This window comes from Burkholderia sp. AU17457 (assembly GCF_002223255.1).
Lineage (GTDB): Bacteria > Pseudomonadota > Gammaproteobacteria > Burkholderiales > Burkholderiaceae > Burkholderia > Burkholderia sola.
In genome coordinates this window covers 545,364-568,614 of record NZ_NKFB01000003.1, presented here as the reverse complement: position 1 = coordinate 568,614, position 23,251 = coordinate 545,364, and the positions used below count along the sequence as shown (strand labels likewise).

General features: G+C 69.2%; 24 protein-coding genes and 2 tRNA genes. 17 read left to right on the top strand and 9 right to left on the bottom strand.

Annotation, left to right across the window (positions count from 1 at the left end; translation table 11 throughout):
• Nucleotides 1-18 precede the first annotated feature (18 nt).
• The 4 genes from mobA to CFB49_RS05090 all read left to right on the top strand — a co-directional run bounded on the left by mobA (nucleotide 19) and on the right by CFB49_RS05090 (nucleotide 2,841).
• A complete protein-coding gene (gene mobA / locus CFB49_RS05105; protein ID WP_089490808.1) occupies nucleotides 19-636 on the top strand; it encodes a molybdenum cofactor guanylyltransferase MobA in 618 nt (205 codons plus the stop codon).
• A gap of 111 nt (nucleotides 637-747) precedes the next feature.
• Nucleotides 748-2,046 carry a molybdopterin molybdotransferase MoeA gene (gene moeA, locus CFB49_RS05100; protein ID WP_089434730.1) on the top strand — a complete coding sequence of 433 codons (1,299 nt, stop codon included), beginning with the start codon at nucleotides 748-750 and terminating at the stop codon, nucleotides 2,044-2,046.
• Between the two features lie 37 nt (nucleotides 2,047-2,083).
• A complete protein-coding gene (locus CFB49_RS05095; protein WP_006476519.1) occupies nucleotides 2,084-2,359 on the top strand; it encodes a hypothetical protein in 276 nt (91 codons plus the stop codon).
• On the top strand, nucleotides 2,356-2,841 hold the full coding sequence (locus CFB49_RS05090) for a GNAT family N-acetyltransferase (RefSeq protein WP_089490807.1): 486 nt from the start codon (nucleotides 2,356-2,358) through the stop codon (nucleotides 2,839-2,841). The genes CFB49_RS05095 and CFB49_RS05090 overlap by 4 nt, the downstream gene beginning before the upstream one ends.
• Nucleotides 2,842-2,930: 89 nt before the next feature.
• On the opposite strand, the gene rmuC is transcribed toward CFB49_RS05090, so the two are convergent.
• The 5 genes from rmuC to pncB all read right to left on the bottom strand — a co-directional run bounded on the left by rmuC (nucleotide 2,931) and on the right by pncB (nucleotide 8,900).
• Nucleotides 2,931-4,409 carry a DNA recombination protein RmuC gene (gene rmuC / locus CFB49_RS05085; protein WP_089434728.1) on the bottom strand — a complete coding sequence of 493 codons (1,479 nt, stop codon included), beginning with the start codon at nucleotides 4,407-4,409 and terminating at the stop codon, nucleotides 2,931-2,933.
• The gene (locus CFB49_RS05080) at nucleotides 4,406-5,395 is read right to left on the bottom strand and encodes a 2-hydroxyacid dehydrogenase (RefSeq protein WP_089491416.1); all 990 of its coding nucleotides are present in this window, start codon (nucleotides 5,393-5,395) and stop codon (nucleotides 4,406-4,408) included. Before CFB49_RS05080 ends, rmuC begins: the two co-directional genes overlap by 4 nt.
• A gap of 81 nt (nucleotides 5,396-5,476) precedes the next feature.
• On the bottom strand, nucleotides 5,477-6,907 hold the full coding sequence (locus tag CFB49_RS05075; RefSeq protein WP_089490806.1) for a sodium:proton antiporter: 1,431 nt from the start codon (nucleotides 6,905-6,907) through the stop codon (nucleotides 5,477-5,479).
• A 43-nt stretch (nucleotides 6,908-6,950) separates the two neighbouring features.
• Entirely contained in the window at nucleotides 6,951-7,613 is a 663-nt protein-coding gene (locus CFB49_RS05070) for a LutC/YkgG family protein (protein ID WP_069621037.1), read from the bottom strand.
• Between the two features lie 87 nt (nucleotides 7,614-7,700).
• On the bottom strand, nucleotides 7,701-8,900 hold the full coding sequence (gene pncB / locus CFB49_RS05065; protein WP_069621038.1) for a nicotinate phosphoribosyltransferase: 1,200 nt from the start codon (nucleotides 8,898-8,900) through the stop codon (nucleotides 7,701-7,703).
• 289 nt (nucleotides 8,901-9,189) lie between these two features.
• On the opposite strand from pncB, the gene fdxA reads away from it, so the two are divergent.
• The 8 genes from fdxA (at nucleotide 9,190) to CFB49_RS05020 (ending at nucleotide 13,596) form a co-directional block, all read left to right on the top strand.
• Nucleotides 9,190-9,513: a ferredoxin FdxA gene (gene fdxA, locus CFB49_RS05055; protein WP_011544919.1), complete on the top strand. Its 324-nt coding sequence runs from the start codon at nucleotides 9,190-9,192 to the stop codon at nucleotides 9,511-9,513.
• 104 nt (nucleotides 9,514-9,617) lie between these two features.
• Nucleotides 9,618-9,693, top strand: a tRNA-Asn gene (locus CFB49_RS05050).
• Between the two features lie 72 nt (nucleotides 9,694-9,765).
• Nucleotides 9,766-9,841 (top strand) — tRNA-Asn (locus CFB49_RS05045).
• Nucleotides 9,842-9,967: 126 nt separating this feature from the next.
• On the top strand, nucleotides 9,968-10,453 hold the full coding sequence (locus tag CFB49_RS05040) for a CreA family protein (protein WP_069621039.1): 486 nt from the start codon (nucleotides 9,968-9,970) through the stop codon (nucleotides 10,451-10,453).
• Nucleotides 10,454-10,514: 61 nt separating this feature from the next.
• On the top strand, nucleotides 10,515-11,423 hold the full coding sequence (locus tag CFB49_RS05035) for an AraC family transcriptional regulator (RefSeq protein ID WP_089490805.1): 909 nt from the start codon (nucleotides 10,515-10,517) through the stop codon (nucleotides 11,421-11,423).
• Between the two features lie 133 nt (nucleotides 11,424-11,556).
• Nucleotides 11,557-12,324, top strand: coding sequence for an AzlC family ABC transporter permease (locus CFB49_RS05030; protein ID WP_089434724.1), 768 nt, complete (start codon nucleotides 11,557-11,559; stop codon nucleotides 12,322-12,324).
• Complete coding sequence (locus CFB49_RS05025) at nucleotides 12,321-12,659, top strand: AzlD domain-containing protein (protein ID WP_089434723.1); 339 nt, start codon at nucleotides 12,321-12,323, stop codon at nucleotides 12,657-12,659. The genes CFB49_RS05030 and CFB49_RS05025 overlap by 4 nt, the downstream gene beginning before the upstream one ends.
• Before the next feature lie 160 nt (nucleotides 12,660-12,819).
• Nucleotides 12,820-13,596 carry a DUF4088 family protein gene (locus CFB49_RS05020; RefSeq protein WP_050011497.1) on the top strand — a complete coding sequence of 259 codons (777 nt, stop codon included), beginning with the start codon at nucleotides 12,820-12,822 and terminating at the stop codon, nucleotides 13,594-13,596.
• 131 nt (nucleotides 13,597-13,727) lie between these two features.
• Here the strand turns inward: CFB49_RS05020 and CFB49_RS05015 are convergent, their stop codons facing one another.
• On the bottom strand, nucleotides 13,728-14,129 hold the full coding sequence (locus CFB49_RS05015) for a hypothetical protein (protein ID WP_069621043.1): 402 nt from the start codon (nucleotides 14,127-14,129) through the stop codon (nucleotides 13,728-13,730).
• Between the two features lie 267 nt (nucleotides 14,130-14,396).
• On the opposite strand from CFB49_RS05015, the gene CFB49_RS05010 reads away from it, so the two are divergent.
• From CFB49_RS05010 to fumC, 3 genes are all read left to right on the top strand, one after another.
• A complete protein-coding gene (locus tag CFB49_RS05010; protein ID WP_006486208.1) occupies nucleotides 14,397-14,615 on the top strand; it encodes an RNA-binding S4 domain-containing protein in 219 nt (72 codons plus the stop codon).
• Nucleotides 14,616-14,753: 138 nt separating this feature from the next.
• On the top strand, nucleotides 14,754-16,142 hold the full coding sequence (norM, locus tag CFB49_RS05005; protein ID WP_089490804.1) for a multidrug efflux MATE transporter NorM: 1,389 nt from the start codon (nucleotides 14,754-14,756) through the stop codon (nucleotides 16,140-16,142).
• Nucleotides 16,143-16,326: 184 nt separating this feature from the next.
• Complete coding sequence (gene fumC, locus CFB49_RS05000; protein WP_069621045.1) at nucleotides 16,327-17,721, top strand: class II fumarate hydratase; 1,395 nt, start codon at nucleotides 16,327-16,329, stop codon at nucleotides 17,719-17,721.
• Between the two features lie 55 nt (nucleotides 17,722-17,776).
• Here fumC and CFB49_RS04995 read toward each other — a convergent pair whose 3' ends face one another.
• Both CFB49_RS04995 and CFB49_RS36215 read right to left on the bottom strand, forming a co-directional pair.
• A complete protein-coding gene (locus tag CFB49_RS04995; protein ID WP_027811985.1) occupies nucleotides 17,777-18,289 on the bottom strand; it encodes an acyl-CoA thioesterase in 513 nt (170 codons plus the stop codon).
• Nucleotides 18,290-18,419: 130 nt separating this feature from the next.
• Complete coding sequence (locus CFB49_RS36215; protein ID WP_176730261.1) at nucleotides 18,420-18,560, bottom strand: hypothetical protein; 141 nt, start codon at nucleotides 18,558-18,560, stop codon at nucleotides 18,420-18,422.
• A gap of 187 nt (nucleotides 18,561-18,747) precedes the next feature.
• Between CFB49_RS36215 and CFB49_RS04990 the strand changes: the two genes are divergently transcribed.
• Together CFB49_RS04990 and CFB49_RS04985 are read left to right on the top strand one after the other, a co-directional pair.
• Nucleotides 18,748-19,455: an ArsR/SmtB family transcription factor gene (locus tag CFB49_RS04990; protein WP_089490803.1), complete on the top strand. Its 708-nt coding sequence runs from the start codon at nucleotides 18,748-18,750 to the stop codon at nucleotides 19,453-19,455.
• Between the two features lie 162 nt (nucleotides 19,456-19,617).
• Nucleotides 19,618-22,179, top strand: a complete 2,562-nt coding sequence (locus CFB49_RS04985) for a DUF6600 domain-containing protein (RefSeq protein ID WP_089491414.1) — start codon at nucleotides 19,618-19,620, stop codon at nucleotides 22,177-22,179.
• Nucleotides 22,180-22,279: 100 nt separating this feature from the next.
• Here CFB49_RS04985 and CFB49_RS04980 read toward each other — a convergent pair whose 3' ends face one another.
• A complete protein-coding gene (locus CFB49_RS04980) occupies nucleotides 22,280-23,251 on the bottom strand; it encodes a thymidylate synthase (RefSeq protein ID WP_089434720.1) in 972 nt (323 codons plus the stop codon).

Here is a 23,251-nt window from a genome sequence, read left to right as displayed (position 1 = left end):
TCTTTCCATCTGCGCACGATGCCCGCCCCCGCCTCCCCGTCGATCGCCGGCCTGCTGCTCGCGGGCGGGCGCGCAACCCGCATGGACGGCGTCGACAAGGGCCTGCAACTGCTCGACGGTACGCCGCTCGCGTTGCATGTACTGCGCCGGCTGTCGCCGCAGGTCGACGAGACGCTGATCAGCGCGAATCGCCATGCCGATCGCTATGCCGAACTCGGTGCGCCGTTCGACGCGCGCATCGTCGCGGATGAAACGCCCGACTTCCCCGGGCCGCTCGCGGGCCTGCTCGCCGGCATGCGCGCGGCGCGCGCGCCGCTGCTCGCGTGCTCGCCGTGCGATACGCCCTACCTGCCCGCCGACCTCGTCGCGCGGCTGCATGCGGCGCTCGACGCGCACCAGGCCGACATCGCGATGGCGGTCACCGTCGACGCGCAGCGGATGCGCTCGCCGCAGCCGACGTTCGCGCTGCTGCGCACGTCGCTGGCGGACGACCTGGCCGCCCGGCTCGCGGCAGGCGACCGGAAGGTACGTGCGTGGTACGCACGCCACACGACGGTCGAAGTCGAGTTTCGCGACGAGCGTGCGTTTTACAATGCCAACTCCTGGCAGGAACTCGCCGCGCTGGCCCGCCGCTGACGGTCCCGCGCCGTTCCCGCCCGACGCCCGCCATACGCGAAACCCGCGTCCAGGCACCCTCCTCGCGCCACCGGCCACGAACCCGATACGCCTTGCGGCGCAGTCCGACTGATGATCACGCAATCCTCGCCCGCCTCCCGAACCGCACCCGACCCCGATGCCCCGCTGTCGCTCGCCGACGCGCAGGCACTCGCGTGCCGCTTCGCGGTGCCCGTCGACGCGTGCGATACGGTGGCGCTGCGCGATGCGCTCGATCGCGTGCTCGCGGCCGACGTGAGCGCGCCGTTCGACATTCCCGCGTACGACAACTCGGCGATGGACGGCTATGCGTTCGACGGCGGCGCCGCGGCACGCGCGTCGGCGCAGGGCGAGGTCGAGATGACGGTCGCCGGCACCGCGTTCGCCGGCCATCCGTTCGACGGGGTCGTGGCGGCCGGTGCATGCGTGCGCATCATGACGGGCGCGCCGATGCCGGCCGGATGCGACACGGTGATTCCACAGGAACGCGTGCGCGTCGACGGAGACACGATTCGCTTCGCCGCGCAGGACGTCGCGCGCGGCGCGAACTGCCGCCGGGCCGGCGAGGATCTCGCGCGCGGCGCCTGTGCGCTCGCCGCGGGCCGCATGCTGCGGCCGTCCGATCTAGGCCTGCTCGCGTCGTTCGGCATCGCCGACGTCACGGTGCGCCGACGCGTGCGCGTCGCCGTGTTCTCGACCGGCGACGAGTTGCGCGAGCCCGGCGAACCGCTCGGCCGCGGCGCGCTGTACGACAGCAATCGCGGGATGCTGATCGCGATGCTCGAACGGGTGCACGTGGACGCGATCGATCTCGGCATCGTCCGGGACGACCCGGCCGCGCTCGAAACCGCATTGCGCGACGCCCTCGCCGCGCAGGCCGATGCGGTGATCACGTCGGGCGGCGTGTCGGTCGGCGAAGCCGATTTCACGCGCGACGTGATGGCCCGGCTCGGCGACGTGACGTTCGCGAGCGTCGCGCTGCGGCCGGGCCGGCCGCTCGCGTGCGGCTCGCTCGCCCGCGCGGCCGACGGCGCCGGTCGCGCGCTGTTCTTCGGCTTGCCCGGCAATCCGGTTGCGTCCGCCGTGACGTTCCATGCGATCGTGCGCCCCGCGCTGCTGACGCTGGCCGGCGCGCGGACGCCGCCGCCGGCCATGTACACGGCGCTCAGCACCCAGGCGCTGAAGAAGCGCCCCGGTCGCACCGACTACCTGCGCGGCATCGCAACGCGCGCCGCCGATGGCCAATGGCACGTCGCACCGGCCGGATCGCAAAGCTCCGCGTCGCTGAGCGGTCTCGCGGCCGCCAACTGTTTCATCGTCCTGGGCCACGATTCCGCGGCAGTCGACGCGGGCACCCCGGTCGACATCCTGCCGCTCGACGGCCTGATCTGAATTCCAATCGGTATATTTCTACGGGGGCAATCCGCACATGAAGAAACAAATCTCGTCGATCGCCGCGGGACAGACCGCAAAGGCGCTGATCCTCGTCTACCTGACGTTCAGCGTGCCGATCGTGCTGCTCGGCATTCTCGTCGCGTATATCCGTTACGGGATGGTCGAGTTGAGCACGATCCTGAGCGCGCTGCTGCTGAACGCGATCCTCGGTTTCGTGCTGCTGTGGATCGCGTGCCATGCGTACAACTGGGTCGCGTCGCGCTTCGGGGGCATCGAGATCGTGCTGTCCGATCCGCCGGAGGAAGCGTGAGCGTCACGCCGCTGATCCGCGCGGCCGACCCGCGCGACGTCGGCGCGATCCTCGCGCTGATGCGCGAGCTGGCCGAGTTCGAGAAGCTCACGGACCTGTTCGTCGCGACCGAATCCGATCTCGCGGACGCGCTGTTCGGCGAGCACCCGGCTGCCGAAGCGCTGGTGGCCGAACGCGACGGCGCGATCGTCGCGTACGCGCTGTTCTTCCACAACTATTCGACGTTCCTCGGCCGCCGCGGACTCTATCTCGAGGATCTGTACGTGCAGCCGTCGCAGCGCGGCACGGGCCTGGGCACCGCGATGCTGCGTCATCTCGCGGCTGTCGCCGTCGAGCGCCGTTGCGGGCGCTTCGAATGGTCGGCCCTCGACTGGAACCAGCCGGCGATCGACTTCTACGAGAAGATGGGCGCGACCGTGCTGCCGGAGTGGCGCATCGTGCGCGTGACGGGCGACGCGCTGGACACGCTCGCCGCGCATTGAGCGCGAGCCGGCCGCGCCGGCCGTCGCTGCAAATGAAAACGGGCGCCGCGGCGCCCGTTTTTTCGTCCGGCGGTTGCCGGCAACGCGCGTCACGCGTCGTCCGCATCGGCGCCTTCGGCCTCTTCCGCGCCGAGCAACCCGGCCGCCGTGTCGCCCGGCAACGCCTCGACCTGCTTCAGCTTGCGGTTCATCACACGCGTGCGCTGCTCGGCGGACTCGATCGAGCGCGTGACCGTTTCGAGCTGCGCCTTCGTGCGCGCGAGCACGTCGCCGAACTTGCCGAACTCCGTCTTGACCGCGCCGAGCACCTGCCAGACCTCGCTGGAACGCTGCTCGATCGCGAGCGTGCGGAACCCCATCTGCAGGCTGTTGAGCAGTGCGGTGAGCGTGGTCGGCCCCGCGACCGTGACGCGATAGTCGCGCTGCAGCAGGTCGGTCAGCCCCGGGCGGCGCAGGATCTCCGCATAGAGCCCTTCGGTCGGCAGGAACAGCAGCGCGAAGTCGGTCGTGTACGGCGGCGCGACGTACTTCTCGGCGATCGTGCGCGCTTCCATCCGCACCCGCGCCTCCAGCGCACGCGCCGCCTCCTCGACGGCCACCGCGTCGGCACGTTCCTGCGCGTCGATCAGCCGCTCGTAGTCTTCGCGCGGGAATTTCGCGTCGATCGGCAGCCATACCGGCGACGCGTCGCGCGTGCCGGCGTCGCGACCCGGCAGCCGGATCGCGAATTCGACGCGCTCGGTACGCTTCGGCACCGTCGCGACGTTCTTCGCGTACTGGTCGGGCGTCAGCATCTGCTCGAGCAGCGCCTCGAGCTGCACCTCGCCCCAGGTGCCGCGCGTCTTCACGTTGGTCAGCACCTTCTTCAGATCGCCGACGCCGGCCGCGAGCGTCTGCATCTCGCCGAGCCCGCGATGCACCTGTTCGAGCCGATCCGATACGAGCTTGAACGATTCGCCGAGCCGCTGCTCGAGCGTCGCGTGCAGCTTCTCGTCGACGGTGCGGCGCATCTCCTCGAGCTTCGCCGCGTTATTCGTCTCGATTTCCTTCAGCCGCTGTTCGAGCGTCGCACGCACTTCGCCGATCCGACGGTCGTTCGCCTCGGTCAGTTGCGTGAGCTGCCGGTTCAGCGTGTCGCCGAACAGCCGCAGCGCGCCCGCCTGTTCCTCGCGCGCCTGTTGAGCCTGGCGCTGCACGCTTTCGCGCATCGCATCGAACTGCTGCGCGTTGCCGGCGACGAGCTTGCCGAGCTGCTGCGCGAACCCCTCGATCTGGTTGTTCTGCACGGTCGCCACGCTGGTCAGTTGCGCGGCGAGCGTTTGCTGCAACTGGGCGAAGCTGCCGGCCAGCTCGGTACGCGAGCCGCGTGCGTTCTCGACGATCTCGCCGCGCAATTCGCGTTCGAGCCGCTCGACCGCGCGCGCCTGCGCATGCGCGGCGTCCTCGATCTGGTCGCCGAGCACGGCCGCGTCGTCGTGGCGGCCGCCGCCGCGCACGAGCGCGACGATCGCCACCGCGAGCGCGACGGCCAGCACGACGACCGCCGCAAGCAACAACGTCGTCGTCATGCGCGCGGCTTCCCGATCACGTCAGGGTTGATCGGATTCGGCGGCTGCCCCGCACGCGGCCCCTCGCCCAGCGCGGCGATCAGGTTGTCGGCGGCGAGATTGGCCATCGCGCGGCGCGTCTTTTCGGTCGCGCTCGCGATATGCGGCGTCAGCACGACGTTCGGCACCTCGAGCAGCGCCGGATGCACGCTCGGCTCGCCCTCGAAGACGTCGAGGCCGGCCGCGGCGATCGTCCCGTCGCGCAGCGCGGCGGCCAGCGCCGCATCGTCGACGATCCCGCCGCGCGCGATGTTGGTCAGCGTCGCCGTGGGTTTCATCTTCGCGAGCTCGGCCGCGCCGATCGTGTGATGGTTCTCCTTCGTGTACGGCAGCACGAGCACGACATGATCGGCTCGCGCGAGCAGCGCGTCCTTCGACACGTATTCGGCATTCAGCTCGGCTTCGATCTCGGGCGCGACCCGCGACCGGTTGTGATAGATCACCTGCATTCCGAAGCCGCGCGCGCGGCGCGCGAGCGCCTGGCCGATACGGCCCATCCCGATCACGCCGAGCGTCGAGCCGTAGATGTCGCTGCCGAGGAAGCCGTCGTACGCCCACTTCCGCCAGTGACCGGCGCGCAGCCAGTGTTCGGATTCGGCGATCCGGCGCGCGGCGGCCATCATCAGCGCCCAGCCGAAATCGGCGGTCGACTCGTTCAGCACGTCGGGCGTGTTGGTGCCGAGCACGTTCGCCGCGTTGAATGCGGCCATGTCGAAGTTGTTGTAGCCGACCGCCATGTTCGCCACCACCCGCAGGCGCGGCGCCGCCGCGAGCGTGGCCGCGCCGATCGGGTCGCCGGCCGTCAGCGCGCCGTCCTTGTCGGCCAGGCGCGCGGCGAGCGCATCGGGCGCGAGCGCGTCGCCGTCGTTCCAGTCGACGTCGAAATACTGCTTGAGCCGTTCGATCACGTCCGGAAAGATCGGACGCGCGACCAGGATCTTCTGCATCGCCATCTCCGCATGCCGCGGACGGATCGCGGCGCGCGATGCGCCACCGGAACCGCCCGCTCGGGGTTGAAAAACGTCAGCTTACGCCGGGAAGAAAAGCCAGGACGTCAGCAGGAATACCGGTATCAGCACGACGAGCGCCCAGCCGAGGTACGCGAAGAAGCTCGGCATCTTCACGCCGCGCGATTCGGCGATCGCCTTCACCATGAAGTTCGGCGCGTTGCCGATATAGCTGTTCGCGCCCATGAACACCGCGCCGGCGGAAATCGCGGCGAGCGTCGACGCGCCGGTCGTCATCAGCGTCTGTGCATCGCCGCCCGCGAGGTTGAAGAACACCAGGTAGGTCGGCGCGTTGTCGAGGAACGACGACAGGATGCCCGTCGCCCAGAAGTACATCGCGTCGATCGGCTTGCCGTCGGGCCCCGTGACGAGATGGACGATCTGCGCGAACGCGCCGTCCGCGCCCGCGCGCAAGATCACGATCACGGGCGCGATCGTCACGAAGATGCCCGCGAACAGCTTCGCGACCTCCTCGATCGGCGCCCAGTTGAACGCGTTGCCCTCGCGCGCGGAACGCGGCGTCAGCGCGAGCGACGCGAGCGTCACGACCACGAGCGCGACGTCGCGCACGAGATTCTGCAGCGCGACGTGCGTGCCCCACACGTCGAACGAGATGCCCGGCTTCCACACGCCGCTCATCAGCACGAGCGCGATCACGGCCGCCAGCAGCACGAAGTTGATCTTGCCGTCGATCGACAGCGCCGCGCCGTCGGGCGTCGGATCGAGCGCGGCCGGCCGCTCCTCGTCGCCCTTCCGGTAGAAGTACGTATCGAGCGCAAAGAACAACGTCAGCAGCACCACGCAGATGAACAGCATCGGCAGCGCGAGATGGGTGGTCGTCCAGAAGAAGCTCACGCCGTTCAGGAAGCCGAGGAATAACGGCGGATCGCCGAGCGGCGACAGCGAGCCGCCCGCGTTCGCGACGAGGAAGATGAAGAAGATCACGACGTGCACGACATGCTTGCGGTTGTCGTTGGCGCGCAGCAGCGGCCGGATCAGCAGCATCGCGGCGCCCGTCGTGCCCATCACGCTCGCGAGCAGCGTGCCGAGCGCGAGGATCGCGGTATTCAGCTTCGGCGAACCATGCAGGTTGCCGTTTACGCAGATGCCGCCCGCGACCGTATAGAGCGCGGTGAGCAGCACGATGAATGGAATGTATTCCTCGAGCAGCGCATGCACGAGCGTGCCGAACGCGGCGCCCGCGCCGAACGCGACCGCGAACGGCGCGAGGAACACGATCGCCCAGCCGGCCGCGATCTTGCCGAAGTGGTGATGCCAGAACACGGGGGCGACGAGCGGGAACAGCGCGATGGACAGCAGGATCCCGGCGAACGGGATGCCCCAGAGCGCGGACAGCGTGGCGCCGTCGAGCGTGGCGGCCGATGCGAGCGCGGGAACGGCGCCAAGTACGATTCCCGACGCCATGCCCGCCCAGGCGGCATGTCGTTTCATGCGGAACTTCCTTGTTCGAGTAACAGTGAATGCGGTAGGCGCGTCATGCGCCCCGTACGACGATCGCGTGCACGCGGTATGGGCCGTGTGCGCCCAGAATGATCGTTTGCTCGATGTCGCCCGTGCGCGACGGGCCCGACACGAAATTGACCGCGCGCGGCAACTCGCCGCGCTCCGCGCGAATCAGCGCGAACGCGTCTTCATGGCCGGCGACGATGCGCGACGCCGGTACGATCGCGATGTGGGTTTCCGGCAGCAGGCCGGCCGATGCGTAAGTGTCGGGGCCGGACAGCAACACCAGCGACCCCGTTTCGGCGGTCGCGCAAAAGCAGCCGGTCAGGCCGACGAGATCGCCGTCGCGCGGCTTGCGGCACTCGACCGACAGGCCGGCGCCGGCCCAGTCGAGATCGGCCAGCGTGCGCCATGCGACGGCCTGCGTCGGCAGACCACGAGCGGCAAGATAGCGGGCGGCGGCGGCCGGCACGTCGGCCAGCGTCGCGACTTCGTCGGCCGTGGTCGACAGGCGCCCCGCTTCGTCGACGAACGCGGCGACGAGGTCGGCCGGCGCCGGCGGGCGCGGGCCCGGCGGATGACGGGCGAGATAGTCGGCGACGCCGTCGCGCTCCGCTGCATCGGGTTCGGCCGCGCGCCCCTGCGCCGCGCGAATGCGCGCGAGGATCTGGCGACGGGCGGCGGAAGTGTCCATGAACGGTCCTCGTGACGTTGGCGTGCAATACGTCAGATTATACCGGCCACCTCTGCCGCGACACACCTTCGGCCGAACGGCCAAAGCCTACTTCGACGCGTCTTCCTCGACCGGCTGCGCGATGCCGAACACCTGGCGCAGGTACGCGAGATAGGCCTTGTCGTCGCACATGCTCTTGCCCGGCGAATCCGACAGCTTCGCGACCGGCTGGCCGTTGCAGCGAACCATCTTGATCACGATCTGCAGCGGCACGTAGCCGAGATCGTTGGTGAGGTTGGTGCCGACGCCGAACGCGAGCTTGCAGCGGCCGCGGAACCGTTCGTACAGCTGCATGACCTTCGGGATGTCGAGCGCGTCCGAGAACACGAGCACCTTGGTGCGCGGGTCGCAGCGGTTCGCCTCGTAGTGGCGCAGCATCCGCTCGCCCCAGTCGAACGGATCGCCCGAATCGTGGCGCGCGCCGTCGAACAGCTTGCAGAAATACATGTCGAAGTCGTTCAGGAACGCGTCCATCCCGTAGACGTCCGACAGCGCGATCCCGAGGTCGCCGCGATATTCCTTCGCCCACATCTCGAAGCCGTAGATCTGCGAATCGCGCAGCCGCGGGCCGAGCGCCTGGCACGCCTGCAGGTATTCGTGCGCCATCGTGCCGAGCGGCGTGATGCCGTGCTTCATCGCGTACAGCACGTTGCTCGTGCCCGCGAACTGCGGGCCGAGCCCGTCGCGCAGCGTGAGCGCGACTTCCTCGTGCCAGACCTTCGAGAAGCGCCGGCGCGTGCCGTAGTCGGCGATCTTGCAGTCGGCGAATTCGGGCTTCGCGCCGAGCAGCTTGATCTTCTCGCGCAGCCGCTCGCGCCCTTCGCGATAGTCGGGCTCGCGCTGCGTATTGCGGAAATAGACTTCGTTGACGATCGCGAGCACCGGGATCTCGAACAGGATCGTATGCAGCCACGGCCCCTCGATGACGACGTCGATCTCGCCGTTGCCCTTCGGCGACGGCGTGATCGAGATGTACTTCTCGTTCAGGTGGAACAGCGCGAGGAAGTCGACGAAGTCGCTCTTGATGAAGCGCATCCGCCGCAGGTAGTCGAGTTCGACGTCGGAAAAGCGCAGCGAGCACAGGCCCCGCACCTCGTCGCGAATCTCGTCGATGTACGGCACGAGATCGACGCCGGGCGTGCGGCAGCGGAAACGGTATTCGACGTTTGCAGCGGGAAAGTGATGCAGGACGACCTGCATCATCGTGAACTTGTAGAGATCCGTGTCCAGCAGCGAAGTGATGATCATGATGACGGCACCGCCAATATCGTGGCCGGGCCCCGGCGCACCGCGCGCCGCCCGGCCTGCCGGCCATGTTACCCGAATGCGGGCCGGACCATCGTGAAACCGCGCCGCCGCGTTGCCGCATTGCGCCGGTGCCCGGCGTGCGGGCAGCCGTGCCGCGCATCCCATAAACTAATCACGAAACGATATAAGCCGGATAGCCGACCTCGTCATGCGGGTTTGGCGCTTCAGTTACAATGCCGCTTTTGGCGCAAACGCCACCCCATATATACCGCCAAGCAGGAGCGTTTTAATGACTCACGTTGTGACCGAAGGCTGCATCAAGTGCAAATACACGGATTGCGTGGATGTGTGCCCGGTGGATTGCTTCCGTGAAGGTCCCAACTTTCTCGCCATCGATCCGGACGAGTGCATCGACTGCGCCGTGTGCGTCGCCGAATGCCCGACCAATGCGATCTATGCCGAAGAAGACGTTCCGGGCGACCAGCAGCAGTTCACCGAGCTGAACGCCGAGCTGGCGAAGAACTGGCCGTCGATCACGAAGACCAAGCCGGCGCCGGCCGACGCGGACGAGTGGAAGGACGTGCAGGACAAGCTGCACCTGCTCGAGCGCTGATCGCACGGCGGCGACTGCAAAAAATTTTATGCTGCGCGGCTCCAAAGTATTGACAGGTTAGCGAACACTCCATACAATCTCGTTTCTCTGCTGTTGTTGTTTGTTCCCCGATAGCTCAGTCGGTAGAGCGCCGGACTGTTAATCCGTAGGTCCCTGGTTCGAGCCCAGGTCGGGGAGCCAAAAACGCAAAGGCCCGTTGAAAGTGGACGGGTTTTTTGTTGAACGACGCAACACGCAGATGTACCGATTTATTCCCCGATAGCTCAGTCGGTAGAGCGCCGGACTGTTAATCCGTAGGTCCCTGGTTCGAGCCCAGGTCGGGGAGCCAAATAGCGAAAGGCCCGTCATTCGACGGGCCTTTTGTTTTTCCGGCCGCCGATCCGCCTTCCTGCTTTTCGTGCCCGGTCATGCGCATGCTAGAGTCTCTGTCTCGCATCCGCATCCGGTCCCATCGATGAAGCATCGCCGCCTCCGTTTCGCCCCCGCCGCCCTCCTGCTCTCCGCCGTCGCCGCCGCACCGCTCGCGTACGCGGAGGAAGTCGGCAGCGTCAACACCCACTTCCGCGTCACGGGTTCCGATCGCGTGGTCGTCGAGGCCTATGACGATCCGGTCGTGAACGGCGTGACCTGCTACGTGTCGCGCGCGCGCACCGGCGGGATCAAGGGCACGCTCGGCGTCGCCGAGGATCCGAGCGAAGCGTCGATCGCGTGCCGGCAAGTCGGCCCGATCAGCTTCAAGGAACCGCTCAAGCAGCAGACCGACGTATTCAGCGAACGCATGTCGTTCATCTTCAAGACGCTGCACGTCGTGCGCGTGGTCGACAAGAAACGCAACACGATCGTCTACCTGACCTACAGCGACCGCATCGTCAGCGGCAGCCCGAAGAACGCCGTCACCGCGGTGCCGATGCCGGCCGGCACGACGATTCCGGTCAAGTAGGCCCGCACCCGCCGGGCGCGCGAGCGATACACTGTCGATTCGACCGCTCCCGCGCCCGATCATGTCCGCCGCCCCCCGCCTCCCCGATTCCGCACGCTACTGGCGCACGCCGCTCGTGCCGGACGCGGACCTGCTCACGGCCACCTATCGCGATCACGCGTTCGCGCCCCACTGGCACGATGCGTACACGATTCCCGTGATTCTCGAAGGCGCGGAACGCTTCACCTATCGCGGCACCGGCTATGTCGCCGAAACGGGCACCGTGCCCGTGATCAATCCCGGCGAAGTGCATACGGGGTCGCGTGCCGCCGACGAGGGCTGGTGCTATCGCGTCAGCTACATGCCGGTGGAATTCATCCGCGAACTCGCGAGTGCCATCGCGGGCCGCCCGCAGGACGCGCCATGGTTCGCGCCCGACGTGATCCGCGACGCCGATCTCGCGGCCCGGCTCACGCTCGCGCACCGGATGCTGGAAGCCGGCAGCGAGCGAGCGCTGTCGTCGCATGCGCATGCGCCCGGGCAGCCGGCCTGCGATCCGGCCGCCGACGCGCCGCGCATCTACGATCCGCTCGCCGCCGAAACCGCGATGCTCGACGCGCTGTCGACGCTGATCGCGCGCCACGCCGACGTGCGGCCGCGGCCGGCGCCGCTCGCCGCCGACGAACCGCGCGTCGACGCGATGCGCGAGCGGCTCGCCGCCGATCTGACCTCCACCGTGACGCTCGACGACGTCGCGCAGGCGGTCGGCCTGTCGCCGTTTCATGCGGCGCGCCTGTTCACGCGTACGACCGGCATGCCGCCGCATGCGTGGCGCAACCAGTTGCGGCTGCAGCGCGCGCTGGCGCCGTTGCGCGCGGGCGTGCCGGTCGCCGACGTCGCGGCGGCCAGCGGCTTCGTCGACCAGAGCCACTTCACGCGGCATTTCAAACGGATGTTCGGCGTGCCGCCCGGGCGCTGGCAGGCAAGCTGACGCACGGGCTTCCCGCCGCCGCCGGCCGCGCCGCGCGGCGACCCGCGCCGGCCGGCACGCGGGCACCGGCCCCGCGCCCGAGAGCGCAAGAACATACAAGCCGGCCCGCCGCCGGCCCGCTATCCTCCCGCTTATGGAGGAGCGCTTCTTGAACAAGACACCCGCATCGTCCGCGCGCCGCCCGCTCAACGAATGGCTCGACGGCGCGCGCGACACGATTCCGATGATGATCGGCGCCGCACCGTTCGGCGTGATTTTCGGCACGCTCGTCGGCGCCGGTCCGCTCGCCGCCTGGCATGGCGCGCTGATGTCGCTCGCCGTGTTCGCGGGCTCCGCGCAGTTCATCGCGCTCGGCCTGATCGCCGGCAGCGCGGGTTTCGCCGTCGTGCTCGCCACGACGCTGATCGTGAACCTGCGCCATCTGCTGTACAGCGCGACGCTCGCGCCCTATGTCGCGCACCTGCCGCTGCGCTGGCGCGCGACGCTCGGCGCGTTGATGACCGACGAGGTGTTCGCGGTCGCGTACGGGCACTACCGGCACTATCCGCCCGGCACGATCGGCCCCCACTACTTTTTCGGCTCCGGGCTCGCGATGTACCTGAACTGGCAGGTCTGGACGCTCGCGGGCATCGGCTTCGGCACGGCGTTCCCCGGTCTGCAGTCGCTCGGCCTCGATTTCGCGATGGCGGCGACCTTCATCGCGATCGTCGTCCCGCAGCTCGGCACGCTGCGCTACTTCGCGGCGGCCGCGACGGCCGGCACGCTCGCATACTTCTGGCAGGGCTGGCCGTACAAGCTCGGGCTGCTCGGCGCGGTCGCCGCCGGCGTCGCGATCGGCGTCGCGCTCACGCTGCGGCACGATCGCACGCGCGCCCGCTCTCGCCCGGAGGCCGCATCGTGAGCTACGCGCTGTTGATCCTCGGGATGGCCGTCATCACGTACGCGATCCGCTCGACGCTGTTCCTGTTCGGCGAGCGGCTGACGTTCCCGCCGCTCGTGCGGACCGCGCTCGGCTTCGTGCCGGTCACCGTGCTGACCGCGATCATCGTGCCGATGGCCGTCTCGCCGCACGGCGGCACGGCCGAGCTGACCTGGCGGAATCCGCAGCTCGTCGGCGCGCTCGCGGCCGTGCTCGTGTCGGCCGCGACCCGCCGCCCGCTCGTGACGATCGCGGCCGGGCTCGCGGTGTTCTTCCTGTGGCAAGGCATCGTCCTGCCGCACTGGCCGCCCGCCTGAGCGTACGCTCCATCGCGCGCGCTCAAGTTTCCGCCCGGTGCGCCGATATAGGAGAGGAAGACCCGCCACCGGCCCCGGCGCGCATCGGTCAGTCGACGCTGCGCCCGCTCCGGTGCGCCGTGCCGGCGCCGGCTTGCGCGGGGCGCCATCGAGACGATTCATGGGCCAGATCACCCTTTCCCTCAAGGACGACACGCTCGAGTCCCTGCGCAAGGACTACGACGCGTTCGTCCGCGTGTCGCTGAAACTCGACCCGCAATTCGCGACGCCGTCGTTCGAGGATTTCCTGCGCGCCAAGCTGCTCGACAACATGGTGCCGCTGACCGAGCACGCCGTGCAGCGGATGCTGCAGGGCGGCCAGTACGCATGGGCCAAGCGCACGCTCGACAAGGAATTTCCGGACGTCGTCGCGATCCTGATGCGGCAGGCCGGTGAATTCGGCTTCGGCTTCGCGTCGCGCTCCGAATGGACGCCCGACGAACTCGCGAAGGCATGCCGCGACTGGGCGAAGGCGATCGTCGCCGAAGCGCAGGGCGACGCGTCGCTGATCGACCCGCTCGCGTCGCAGATCAAGGCCGCGGCGCAGGACATCCAGACGCTCGAGGAACTGATGCAGACGCCTGCGTGGCGGCTCGCGGAATCGCTGCGGCAGCGAATCTACGAGGCCAAGCTCGCGTGCGAGATGAGCGTCGGCAGCACCGCGCGCGACAAGCTCGGCGAACTGCGCGGGCTGCTGCGGCTCGGGCTCGCGCACGGCTCGTTCCAGAAACAGGAAGCGCAGCAGATCATGGAATACCTGCGGCTGTTGAAGCCGGAGATCTTCGTCGAGGAACCGTACGACGTCTTCGCGCGCCTCGCCGCGTGGCTGCGCAGCGTATTCACGCCGGCTGCCGTACGGCCGGCCCAAGGACAGGGGCAAGGCCAGCGCCGGCCGTAAGGACGCGTCCCGCTGGGCGTATCACCTCATGAAAACGGCCCGATTCGCGCGAAGCGAACCGGGCCGTCGGACGATCGCTCGTCGCGACGCACCGTCCGAAAACGAACGTCGCGACAAGCGCCGGGCACCCTTTACTGCGTCGCGCCCTGGGCCGATGCGCCGCCCTGCGCGCCGACCGATGCGCCGCCTTCGGTCGCGTCGTCGGCCTTTGCCTTGGCCGAGCCCGCATGGCTCTTGGCCGACTTCGCCGCATGCTTCGCGTGCTTCTTGGTCGAATGGACGGCCGACGACGTCGTATCCTTCGCGCCATCGGCCGCCGCGCCGACCGCATCGGTCGCGCCGCCCGTCGCATTGCCCGACGCGTTCGCGCCGGCACCACCCTGCACGCCTGCACCGACACCCGCGGCCGGGGTCTGCGCCTGCACGCCGGCGCCGGCCGCGCCTTGCGCCGTCGTGCCCGTCTGGGCGAATGCGGCCGAAGTAGCGAACGCCGTCAGCGCGGCACCGATCAGCATCGTACGAATCTTGGACATGGCAATTCTCCTCAAGAAGTTGTGCGCCCGGTCCGCAGCGATGCGGTCCGTCGCGTTCCCCGCCGCAACACGCAGCAGGTACGACAGAAGACCCGCGGCCCACGCGGCCGGTTCGCGAATCTCTCAGACTGTTACCCACCGTTTCATTTGCTGACGAATCGCTCACAGTCCTTTACAACGTGCGACGGCGGCCCGCGCTCGCGTGCCGGCCCGCGGTGCCGTATGATGCGGAGCGTTTCCTCCCGCGCGCCGCGCACCTTCCTCGTCATGCCCAATCTGGATTTCACGCTGACCGGCGAATACGTCGAGCTGCACAACCTTCTCAAGATCACCGGCCTCGCGGACAGCGGCGGCACCGCGAAGCTGATCGTCGCGTCCGGCGCCGTGAAAGTCGACGGCGCGGTCGAGCTTCGCAAGACGTGCAAGATCCGCGCGGGCCAGGTCGTGCTGCTCGGCGACACGCGCATCGCGGTACGCGAAGCGTAGCGACCGCAGGGGTTCCCCCTGCCCCCGACATGGCCATCGGCGCACGCGTTCGACACGGTACGCATAAAGCCGTAAGCTAGCCGTCTCTCAAAATAACGACATAGCGCGCGGGCCCGCACCCGCGCGAGCGCCCATTCCATGTCGCATTCCGGTCTCACGCGGACGGCCGCCGCGCCGCCGTCCCTGTCCAGTCATGCCGCCGATACCGCGCGCCTCGCCGCCCCGCTCGCGATCGCGCAACTGTCCCAGATGGCGATGAGCGTCACCGACACGGTACTGCTCGGTTCGCTCGGCCCCGATTCGCTCGCGGCGGGCGGACTCGGCGCGAACTTCTTCTTCGTGATCGTGACGATCCTGCAAGGCGTGCTGTCGTCGGTCAGCGTGAGCGTCGCGCACGCGCGCGGCGCGCAGGCCGAGGATCGCGTGCCGCACATCTACTGGACGGGCTTCGCGCTGTCCGTGCTGCTCGCGATTCCGGCGATCGTCGCGCTGTCGCTGGCCGAACCGATCCTGCTGATGTTCCACGAGCCGCCGCTGCTCGCGCATCACGTCGGCGAATACACGGGCATCCTGCGCTTCGCGGCGCTCGGCAGCCTGATCGGCGTCGGGCTGATGCGCGCGTTCCTGCCGGCGATCGGCGCCGCGCGACGGCTCTTGTGGGTGTCGATCGGCGGCGTCGGCGTCAACGGGGTGCTGAACTACGGGCTGATCCACGGCGCATTCGGGCTGCCGCGCGTCGGCTTTCTCGGGTCGGCCGTCGCGACGACGATCACGATCTGGCTCACCGCGCTCGCGCTGATCTGGCTGCTGCACGGCCGGCAGCGCTTCCGCCATTTCGTGACCGCCGCGCGCCCGAAGCTGCCGGTGATGGGCGAACTGATCGGCATCGGCTGGCCGGTCGCGATCACGTATGGCGTCGAATCGACGCTCTTTCTCGCCACCGGCCTCACCGTCGGCGTGCTGGGCGCGACGTCGCTCGCCGCGCACCAGATCGCGCTGAACGTCGCGTCGGTATCGTTCATGGTGCCGCTCGCGATCGGCCAGGCGGCCAACGTGCGCGTCGGCTACTGGATCGGCGCGGGCTCGCCCGTCGCCGCGCGGCACGCGGGCTTCGTCGCGCTCGCGCTCGGCGTCGGCTTCATGTCGCTGTCGGGCGTCGTGATGATCGTCGCGCCGCATACGATCGTCGGCCTGTACCTGCACCTCGACGACCCGGCCAACGCGGCCACGGTGTCGCTCGCCGCGTCGCTGCTCGGCATCGCCGCCGTGTTCCAGATCGTCGACGGGATGCAGACCGTCGGGTCCGGTGCGCTGCGCGGCCTGAAGGACACGCGCATCCCGATGCTCGCCGCGACCCTCGGCTACTGGGGCATCGGCTTCCCGACCGGCTACTGGTTCGCGTTCCACGCGGGCCTGGGCGCGCGCGGCCTGTGGTGGGGGCTCGCGGCGGGCCTCGCGAGCGTCGCCGTGCTGATGGCATGGCGCTTTCACCGCAAGACCGCGTCGCTCATCGCGGCGGCGCGCTAGCGCCGGTTTGCGCGCGTCACGCGCCGTGGGCGCGACACGACACGAAATCGCGGCCGGCGCTATGCTTGTCGGCTGAGCCCCTCGAGACGCCGCGCAAGCGGCGCGACTGCCTCACGATACGTCTGATTACGCCTGACGCCGCGCGACGACGCGCGGCCTTTCCCCTTTCCAGGAGGAGTGCATCATGAATGAAGCAGTTCGGATGGAACGCGACACGTTCGGCGAGATCGCCGTGCCGGCCGACCGGCTCTGGGGCGCGCAGACCGAGCGCTCGCTGCAGAATTTCCGGATCTCGACGGAGAAGCAGTCGCCCGAGCTGATCCATGCGCTCGCGATCGTCAAGCGCGCCGCGGCGACCGTCAACCAGTCGCTCGGCGTGCTCGCCGACGACAAGGCGCACGCGATCATCGAAGCCGCCGACGAGATCATCGCCGGCAAGCATCCGCGCGAATTCCCTCTCGCGGTGTGGCAGACGGGCTCCGGCACGCAGACCAACATGAACCTCAACGAGGTGATCGCGAACCGCGCGAGCGAGCTGCTGGGCGGCGAGCGCGGCGAAGCGCGCAAGGTTCATCCGAACGACGACGTGAATCGCGGCCAGTCGTCGAACGACGTGTTCCCGACCGCGATGCACATCGCGGCCGCGTACGCGATCGTCAATCACCTGCTGCCGGCGCTGCGCACGCTGCGCGCGACGCTCGACGCGAAGTCGAAGGCGTTCGCCGACATCGTGAAGATCGGCCGCACGCACCTGCAGGACGCCACGCCGCTCACGCTCGGCCAGGAGTTCTCCGGCTATGTCGCGCAACTCGACCAGGGCATCCGTCACGTCGAATCGGCGCTGCCGCACCTGTACGAGCTCGCGCTCGGCGGCACCGCGGTCGGCACCGGGCTGAATGCGCATCCGGAGTTCGCGGTGCGCGTGGCCGACGAGATCGGCCGTCTCGCGAAGCTGCCGTTCGTGACGGCGCCGAGCAAGTTCGAGGTGATGGCGGCGGCCGACGCGCTGGTCTTCGCGCACGGTGCGCTGAAGACGGTCGCGGCGAGCCTGATGAAGATCGCGAACGACGTGCGCTGGCTCGCGAGCGGGCCGCGCTGCGGGCTCGGCGAGCTGTCGATCCCGGAAAACGAGCCGGGCAGCTCGATCATGCCGGGCAAGGTGAACCCGACGCAGTCGGAAGCCGTGACGATGCTGTGCTGCCAGGTGTTCGGCAACGACGTCGCGGTCAACGTCGGCGGCGCGAGCGGCAATTTCGAGCTGAACGTGTTCCGGCCGATGATCGCGCACAACGTGCTGCAGTCGGTGCGGCTGCTCGCCGACGGCGCGCAGAGCTTCAACGATCACTGCGCGGTGGGCATCGAGCCGAATCGTTCGCGCATCGACCTGTTGCTGAACGAATCGCTGATGCTCGTGACGGCGCTCAATCCGCACATCGGCTACGACAAGTCCGCGCAGATCGCGAAGAAGGCGCACAAGGAAGGCACGACGCTGAAGGCGGCCGCGCTCGCGCTCGGCTACCTGACCGAGGCGGAATTCGATGCCTGGGTACGCCCCGAGCAGATGATCGGGACGCGATAAAGGCAGTAAAGGCAGGACAGCGGGCGCGGCGCGGCAAGCGCGGCGCCCGCGGCACTCAGACGGTGCCCTTCGCGACCTCTTCCGGCTTCATCTCGACGATCTTGTCGAGCGCGGCCCGCACGTCGGCCGCATATTTGGCGAGCACCTTCTGCTCGTCGGTTTCGGGCACGAACGGCGGCACCGGCACCGGGTTGCCGTTCTCGTCGACCGCGACGAACACGACAAGGCAATCGGTCGTCTGGCGCAGCACGCCGCCCTTCGGATCGCCGGCGTGCACCGACACGTGGATGTGCATGCTGGTACGGCCCGTCGCGACGACACGCGCCTTCAGCTCGACCAGATTGCCGACCAGGATCGGACGCTGGAAACGGATGTTGCCGACGCTGACCGTCACGCAATAGCGGCTCGACCAGACGGCCGCGCACGCATACGCGACTTCGTCGATCCACTTCATCAGCGCGCCGCCGTGCACCTTGCCGCCGAAGTTCACGGACGAAGGCTCGGCAAGAAAGCGGAATACGGTTTCGGTGCGGTCGAGAGCGGCCGGCACGGGGGACGGTTGGGGCATTGTTGTGGCTCCAGGCGGCAGGGGCGCTGTAATCGGGCCATTATACGTTGCACTGCGGCAACGCGTCGCGGCAAGCCCCGCGTGGCGGGGCGCCGGCGGCCATGCCGGCTCGCGCGCGGATCGGCGCCCGTCAGCGGCGCACCGTGATGCCCTGGTCGATCGTCCCGTACATCTCGATACTGCCGCCGCGCCCGCCGGTCGTCCCCGCGCCGCCCGACGCACAGGCCGCACACACGAGCGCGGCCGCCAACACACAGAAAATCGTCTTCATCGTTGCATCGCGTCACATGCGGCGGCCCGCTGCCGCCGCGTCCGGCCATTCTACGCGTGCCCTGCAACGGGCCGCAGCCCGGTCCGCGCAAGCGCGCCGCGGCTGCATCCGACATTTCATCCGGAAGCGAAACATCGAATGCGCGCACGGACTACACTGCCCTCAACCCGCTCGACGAGACACGACGATGACCGATCAAGACGACCACCATTTTCCGGGCCTGAGCCGCATCGGCGCCCTGATCGCCGATCCCGGCCGCGCCGCGATGCTGTGGGTGCTGATGGACGGCAGCGCGCGGCCGGCCGGCGAACTGACGATGATCGCGGGGCTGTCGCCGTCCGCCGCGAGCGCGCACCTCGCGCGCCTGACCGAGGGCGGGCTGCTGGCCCTCGACGTGCGCGGCCGGCACCGCTACTACCGCATCGCGTCGGCCGACGTCGCGGCCTCGCTCGAAGCGCTCGCGAACGTCGCCCGCGCGGCCGCGCCGCATCGCCCGGTTCCGCCGCCGTCGCGCACCGTCCCGGCCGAACTCCGCTATGCACGCACCTGCTACGACCACATGGCCGGGGAGCTCGCGGTGCGCATCTTCGATGGCCTCACCGCGCGCGGCTGGCTGTTCTCGAACGGCGACGCGATCGACACCACCGAGCGCGGCACGCAGGCGCTCGCGCAATGGGGCATCGACGTCACGCAGCAGCGCGCGCGCCGGCGCCGCTTCGCATGCGGCTGTCTCGACTGGAGCGAGCGGCGTTCGCATCTCGGCGGCGCACTCGGCGCGGCGCTGCTCGACAGCTTCTGCGCACACGGCTGGATCGAGCGCGCCGCCCGGCCGCGCGTGCTGCGCGTCACGGTGCCCGGGCAGCAGGTTTTCGATGCGTGGCTTACGTCCGCTTGACGCCGGCATTGCAGCTGCACGACAACGGCGCGCGACGGACAGGTTTTGTTACATCGCGTGCCATTCGACTTACAAAACACCGTGCCTTGAAACAGACCAAGCGGATATCGTGAACTGGACGGCACGAATCGACGCGCCGCGATCACAACGATGACGCTCACCATGGCTTCCCTGTTCGCGCTCAAGCACACCGCCCGCTACACGCTGCTCGCCTTCGCCGCACTGGCGGCGCTGCCGCTCGTCTTCGCGCAATCGGCCGATGCGCCGCCGGCTGCGGCCGCGGCACGGCAACCCGGCGGCGATCCGCCCGGCCGCGTCGCGCGGCTCAATTACCTGTCGGGCGCCGTGACGACCGAACCGGCCGGCACCGATACCTGGTCGTATGCGGCGGTGAACCGGCCGCTGACGACCGGCGACCAGCTCTGGAACGATGCCGGCGCGCGCTCGGAACTGCACATCGGCTCGACCGCGGTGCGGCTCGGCGAATCGACGAGCCTGTCGCTGCTGAACCTCGACGACACGACGACGCAGTTGAAGGTGGGCCTCGGCACCGTCTCGACGCACGTGCGCGGCCTGCCGGCCGGCGGATCGTACGAAATCGACACGCCGAACCTCGCGCTCGGGATCACGGGCCCCGGCGACTATCGCGTCGACGTCGCGCCGAACGGCGCGAGCACGACGGTGACGATGCGCAGCGGCAGCGCGACCGTCTACGGCAGCAACGGACAGTACCCGCTGTCGCCCGGGCAGCAGGTCGTGTTCACCGGCACCGACCTGCAGGTCGCGCAGCAATCGGCCGCACCGGGTCCCGACGCGCTCGACCAGTGGGCCGCCAGCCGCGACGCGGCCGAAGCGCGCTCGGTGTCGGCCCGCTACGTGTCCCGCGACATTCCCGGCTACCAGGATCTCGACGCGAACGGCACGTGGCGCGAAACCCCGAATTACGGCGCGGTATGGGTACCGAACGACACGCCCGCCGACTGGGCGCCGTATCACGACGGCCACTGGATCTGGCAGGCGCCATGGGGCTGGACCTGGGTCGACGACGCGCCGTGGGGCTTCGCGCCGTATCACTACGGCCGCTGGGCGTACGTGGACGACAGCTGGGCCTGGGTGCCCGGCCCGATGGTCGCCAGCCAGCCGCCCGCCTACGCGCCGGCGCTCGTCGCGTTCGTGGGCGGTGGGGGTGGCGGCGGTTCCGACTGGAGCGTCGCGCTCACGGTCGGCGGCGTTGCCGCGGCCGGCTGCGCGTGGTTCGCGCTCGGTCCGGGCGAACCGTGGCATCCGGGCTGGGGCGGCTGGAGCCCGCACTACTACGACCGCGTCAACCGCAACATCGTGGTGAACAACGTCAACGTGAACAAGACCGTGAACGTGACGAACATCACCAATATCACCAACATCAACAAGACGTACGTGAACTTCCGCGCGCCGCACGCGATCACGGTCGTGCCGGCCGCCGCGTTCGTGCACGGCCAGCCGGTCGCGCACTTCTCGCAGCACGTCGATCCGCAGCAATGGCGCAACGCGCACGTCACGCCGGGCACGCCCGGCATCGCGCCGGTGCGTCAGAGCTTCACCGGCGCGCTGCGCACTGCCAGCTACCGTCCGCCGGCGGCGATCGCGCAACACCCGTATGTCGCGACGCGCAATCCGGCCGTGCCGCCCGCGTATCGCGACCAGGCCGCCGCCCACCTCGCGCAGCACGGCGGGCGCGTACCGGGCGCCGGCGCGCCGGTCGTGAAGACGAACGTGCCGGCGGACTATACGGCGCGTCCGGTCCGCGTTCCGGGCCAGCCGGGCGGCAGCGCCTGGGCGATGCACAATGTGCAACTCGTGAATCCGCACGGCCCCGTCGTGCAGCCGGGCCGCGCGCGGCGCGAAGGCCCGCCGGCCGGCGAGCAGGCGGGCCGGCCGGGCGTACCGACGCCGGGCATGCCGAACGTCGCGCGGCCGGTGAACGGCGAAAACCCCACCGCTCCCCGCTTCGCCAATGGCGGGGCGCCGCAGGTGGCCGGCAGCGCGATCCCGCATCAGGCGTTCGCGCCCGGCAACGGCGTTCCGCATCCGCCGGGCGCGAACAACGCGCCGTCGGACATCGGCAATGCACGTGCAGCCGGCGCACCGTCGTCGCCCGCGTGGATGCAGCCGCACACGCCGATGGAGCGTCAGCGCGCCGCGCCGCCCAATGCGCTGCACGCGGCAGGACAGAATGCGCTGCCGCCCGTCCGTAGCGCGGCCGCGGCGCATCCGGACGGCGTGCCGACACCGCAGGGTGTGCAATCCGGCGGCCGGAACGAAACGCCTAGCGCGCAGCAACCGCAGCCGCATTCGGACCATATCGCGCAGATTCCGCAACCGCGTCCGCGCCCCGATCTCCCGACGCCGGCCCACCAAACGCAGCCGCAGCCCGAACGGGCCGCCCCCGCGCCGCGACCGCGCCAGGACTTCGCGCAACCGGCGCCCCATCGCGAAGTCGCGCCGCCGCGCGTGAACGAGTACCGCCCGCCGGCGCCCGCCGTGCATGACGTGCCGCGCCCGCAGCCGCAGGCGCCGCGCATGGAGCCGCGGCCGCAACCCCAGCCGGCGCCCCGGATGGAACCGCGCCCGTCGATGCCCGCCCCGCGGATGGAGCCACGGCCGCAGCCGGCGCCGCACGTCGAGGCGCCGCGTCCGGGCAATCCGCCGCCGCAGGGCGGCCACGAGGAGCGGCATCGCCAGTAAGTGCAGCAAACATGAAACAAAAAGGCTCGACCGGCTGATACCGGTCGAGCCTTTTTGCAGGGGTGCGGATCGATGAAGCCGCGCGGCCCCGGCCGCGCGATCAGACCGCCATCGGCGCGGTCAGCGGCTCATGGTGCCGATAGCCGACGAGCGAGAAATCGGACGGCTCGACCTGCTCCAGCCATTCGGGCGCATAGACGCCCGTCTTCGCGTACTCGGGCACGCGCTCGGCGATCTCCAGCCGCGGGCTTTCGTACGGCTCGCGCGTGAGCTGCTGCTGCAGCATGTCGAGCTGGTTCTCGTAGATGTGCGCGTCGCCGATGAAATACGTGAACCAGCGCGGCGTATAGCCCGTCAGCCGGCCGACGAGCGACAGCAGCGCGGCGCCTTCCGTCAGATTGAACGGCGTGCCGAGGCCGACGTCGTTGCTGCGGATGTACAGGCACAGCGAGATCTCGCGCTTCGTCGCGTTCGGCAGGAACTGGTACAGCAGATGGCACGCGGGCAGCGCGATCTGGTCGAGCACGGCCGGATTCCACGCGTGAAACAGGATGCGGCGATCGGACGGGTTCTCCATGATCGTATCCAGGCACTGGCGCAACTGGTCGATCGCCTTGTACAGCAGCACCTTCGGCGCGCCGTCTTCGTCGAAACGCGTGACGATCCGGAAGCCGCGGCGCGTCGCATCGGCGATCTGCGCGTCGGCGTTCGCGTCGAGCACCTTGTAGCCCGGCCACTGGCGCCATTGCACGCCGTATACGTCGCCGAGATCGTCGACGCCCTGGCGATACGGGTTCGCGAGCCATTGTGCGTTCTCGTTCGCGTTCGCATCCCATACCTTGCAGCCGAGCGCGCGGAAATCGGCCGCGCTGCGCGACGCACGCAGGAACCCGACCAGCTCGCCGATCGCGGACTTGAACGCGAGCTTCTTGGTCGTCACGGCCGGGAAGCCTTGCTGCAGGTCGAAGCGCAGCATCGCGCCCGGCATGCTGATGGTGCGGATTCCCGTGCGGTTCTCCTGCCAGGCGCCGGTATCGAGAATGGTACGAACGAGATCGAGATACTGTTTCAT

Coding starts and splice junctions, on each gene's coding strand:
- mobA (WP_089490808.1), top strand. CDS start 19: ATGCCCGCCCCCGCCTCCCCGTCGATCGCCGGCCTGCTGCTCGCGGGC.
- moeA (WP_089434730.1), top strand. CDS start 748: ATGATCACGCAATCCTCGCCCGCCTCCCGAACCGCACCCGACCCCGAT.
- CFB49_RS05095 (WP_006476519.1), top strand. CDS start 2,084: ATGAAGAAACAAATCTCGTCGATCGCCGCGGGACAGACCGCAAAGGCG.
- rmuC (WP_089434728.1), bottom strand. CDS start 4,409: ATGACGACGACGTTGTTGCTTGCGGCGGTCGTCGTGCTGGCCGTCGCG.
- CFB49_RS05080 (WP_089491416.1), bottom strand. CDS start 5,395: ATGCAGAAGATCCTGGTCGCGCGTCCGATCTTTCCGGACGTGATCGAA.
- CFB49_RS05075 (WP_089490806.1), bottom strand. CDS start 6,907: ATGAAACGACATGCCGCCTGGGCGGGCATGGCGTCGGGAATCGTACTT.
- CFB49_RS05070 (WP_069621037.1), bottom strand. CDS start 7,613: ATGGACACTTCCGCCGCCCGTCGCCAGATCCTCGCGCGCATTCGCGCG.
- pncB (WP_069621038.1), bottom strand. CDS start 8,900: ATGATCATCACTTCGCTGCTGGACACGGATCTCTACAAGTTCACGATG.
- fdxA (WP_011544919.1), top strand. CDS start 9,190: ATGACTCACGTTGTGACCGAAGGCTGCATCAAGTGCAAATACACGGAT.
- CFB49_RS05040 (WP_069621039.1), top strand. CDS start 9,968: ATGAAGCATCGCCGCCTCCGTTTCGCCCCCGCCGCCCTCCTGCTCTCC.
- CFB49_RS05035 (WP_089490805.1), top strand. CDS start 10,515: ATGTCCGCCGCCCCCCGCCTCCCCGATTCCGCACGCTACTGGCGCACG.
- CFB49_RS05030 (WP_089434724.1), top strand. CDS start 11,557: ATGGAGGAGCGCTTCTTGAACAAGACACCCGCATCGTCCGCGCGCCGC.
- CFB49_RS05020 (WP_050011497.1), top strand. CDS start 12,820: ATGGGCCAGATCACCCTTTCCCTCAAGGACGACACGCTCGAGTCCCTG.
- CFB49_RS05015 (WP_069621043.1), bottom strand. CDS start 14,129: ATGTCCAAGATTCGTACGATGCTGATCGGTGCCGCGCTGACGGCGTTC.
- CFB49_RS05010 (WP_006486208.1), top strand. CDS start 14,397: ATGCCCAATCTGGATTTCACGCTGACCGGCGAATACGTCGAGCTGCAC.
- norM (WP_089490804.1), top strand. CDS start 14,754: ATGTCGCATTCCGGTCTCACGCGGACGGCCGCCGCGCCGCCGTCCCTG.
- fumC (WP_069621045.1), top strand. CDS start 16,327: ATGAATGAAGCAGTTCGGATGGAACGCGACACGTTCGGCGAGATCGCC.
- CFB49_RS04995 (WP_027811985.1), bottom strand. CDS start 18,289: ATGCCCCAACCGTCCCCCGTGCCGGCCGCTCTCGACCGCACCGAAACC.
- CFB49_RS36215 (WP_176730261.1), bottom strand. CDS start 18,560: ATGAAGACGATTTTCTGTGTGTTGGCGGCCGCGCTCGTGTGTGCGGCC.
- CFB49_RS04990 (WP_089490803.1), top strand. CDS start 18,748: ATGACCGATCAAGACGACCACCATTTTCCGGGCCTGAGCCGCATCGGC.
- CFB49_RS04985 (WP_089491414.1), top strand. CDS start 19,618: ATGGCTTCCCTGTTCGCGCTCAAGCACACCGCCCGCTACACGCTGCTC.
- CFB49_RS04980 (WP_089434720.1), bottom strand. CDS start 23,251: ATGAAACAGTATCTCGATCTCGTTCGTACCATTCTCGATACCGGCGCC.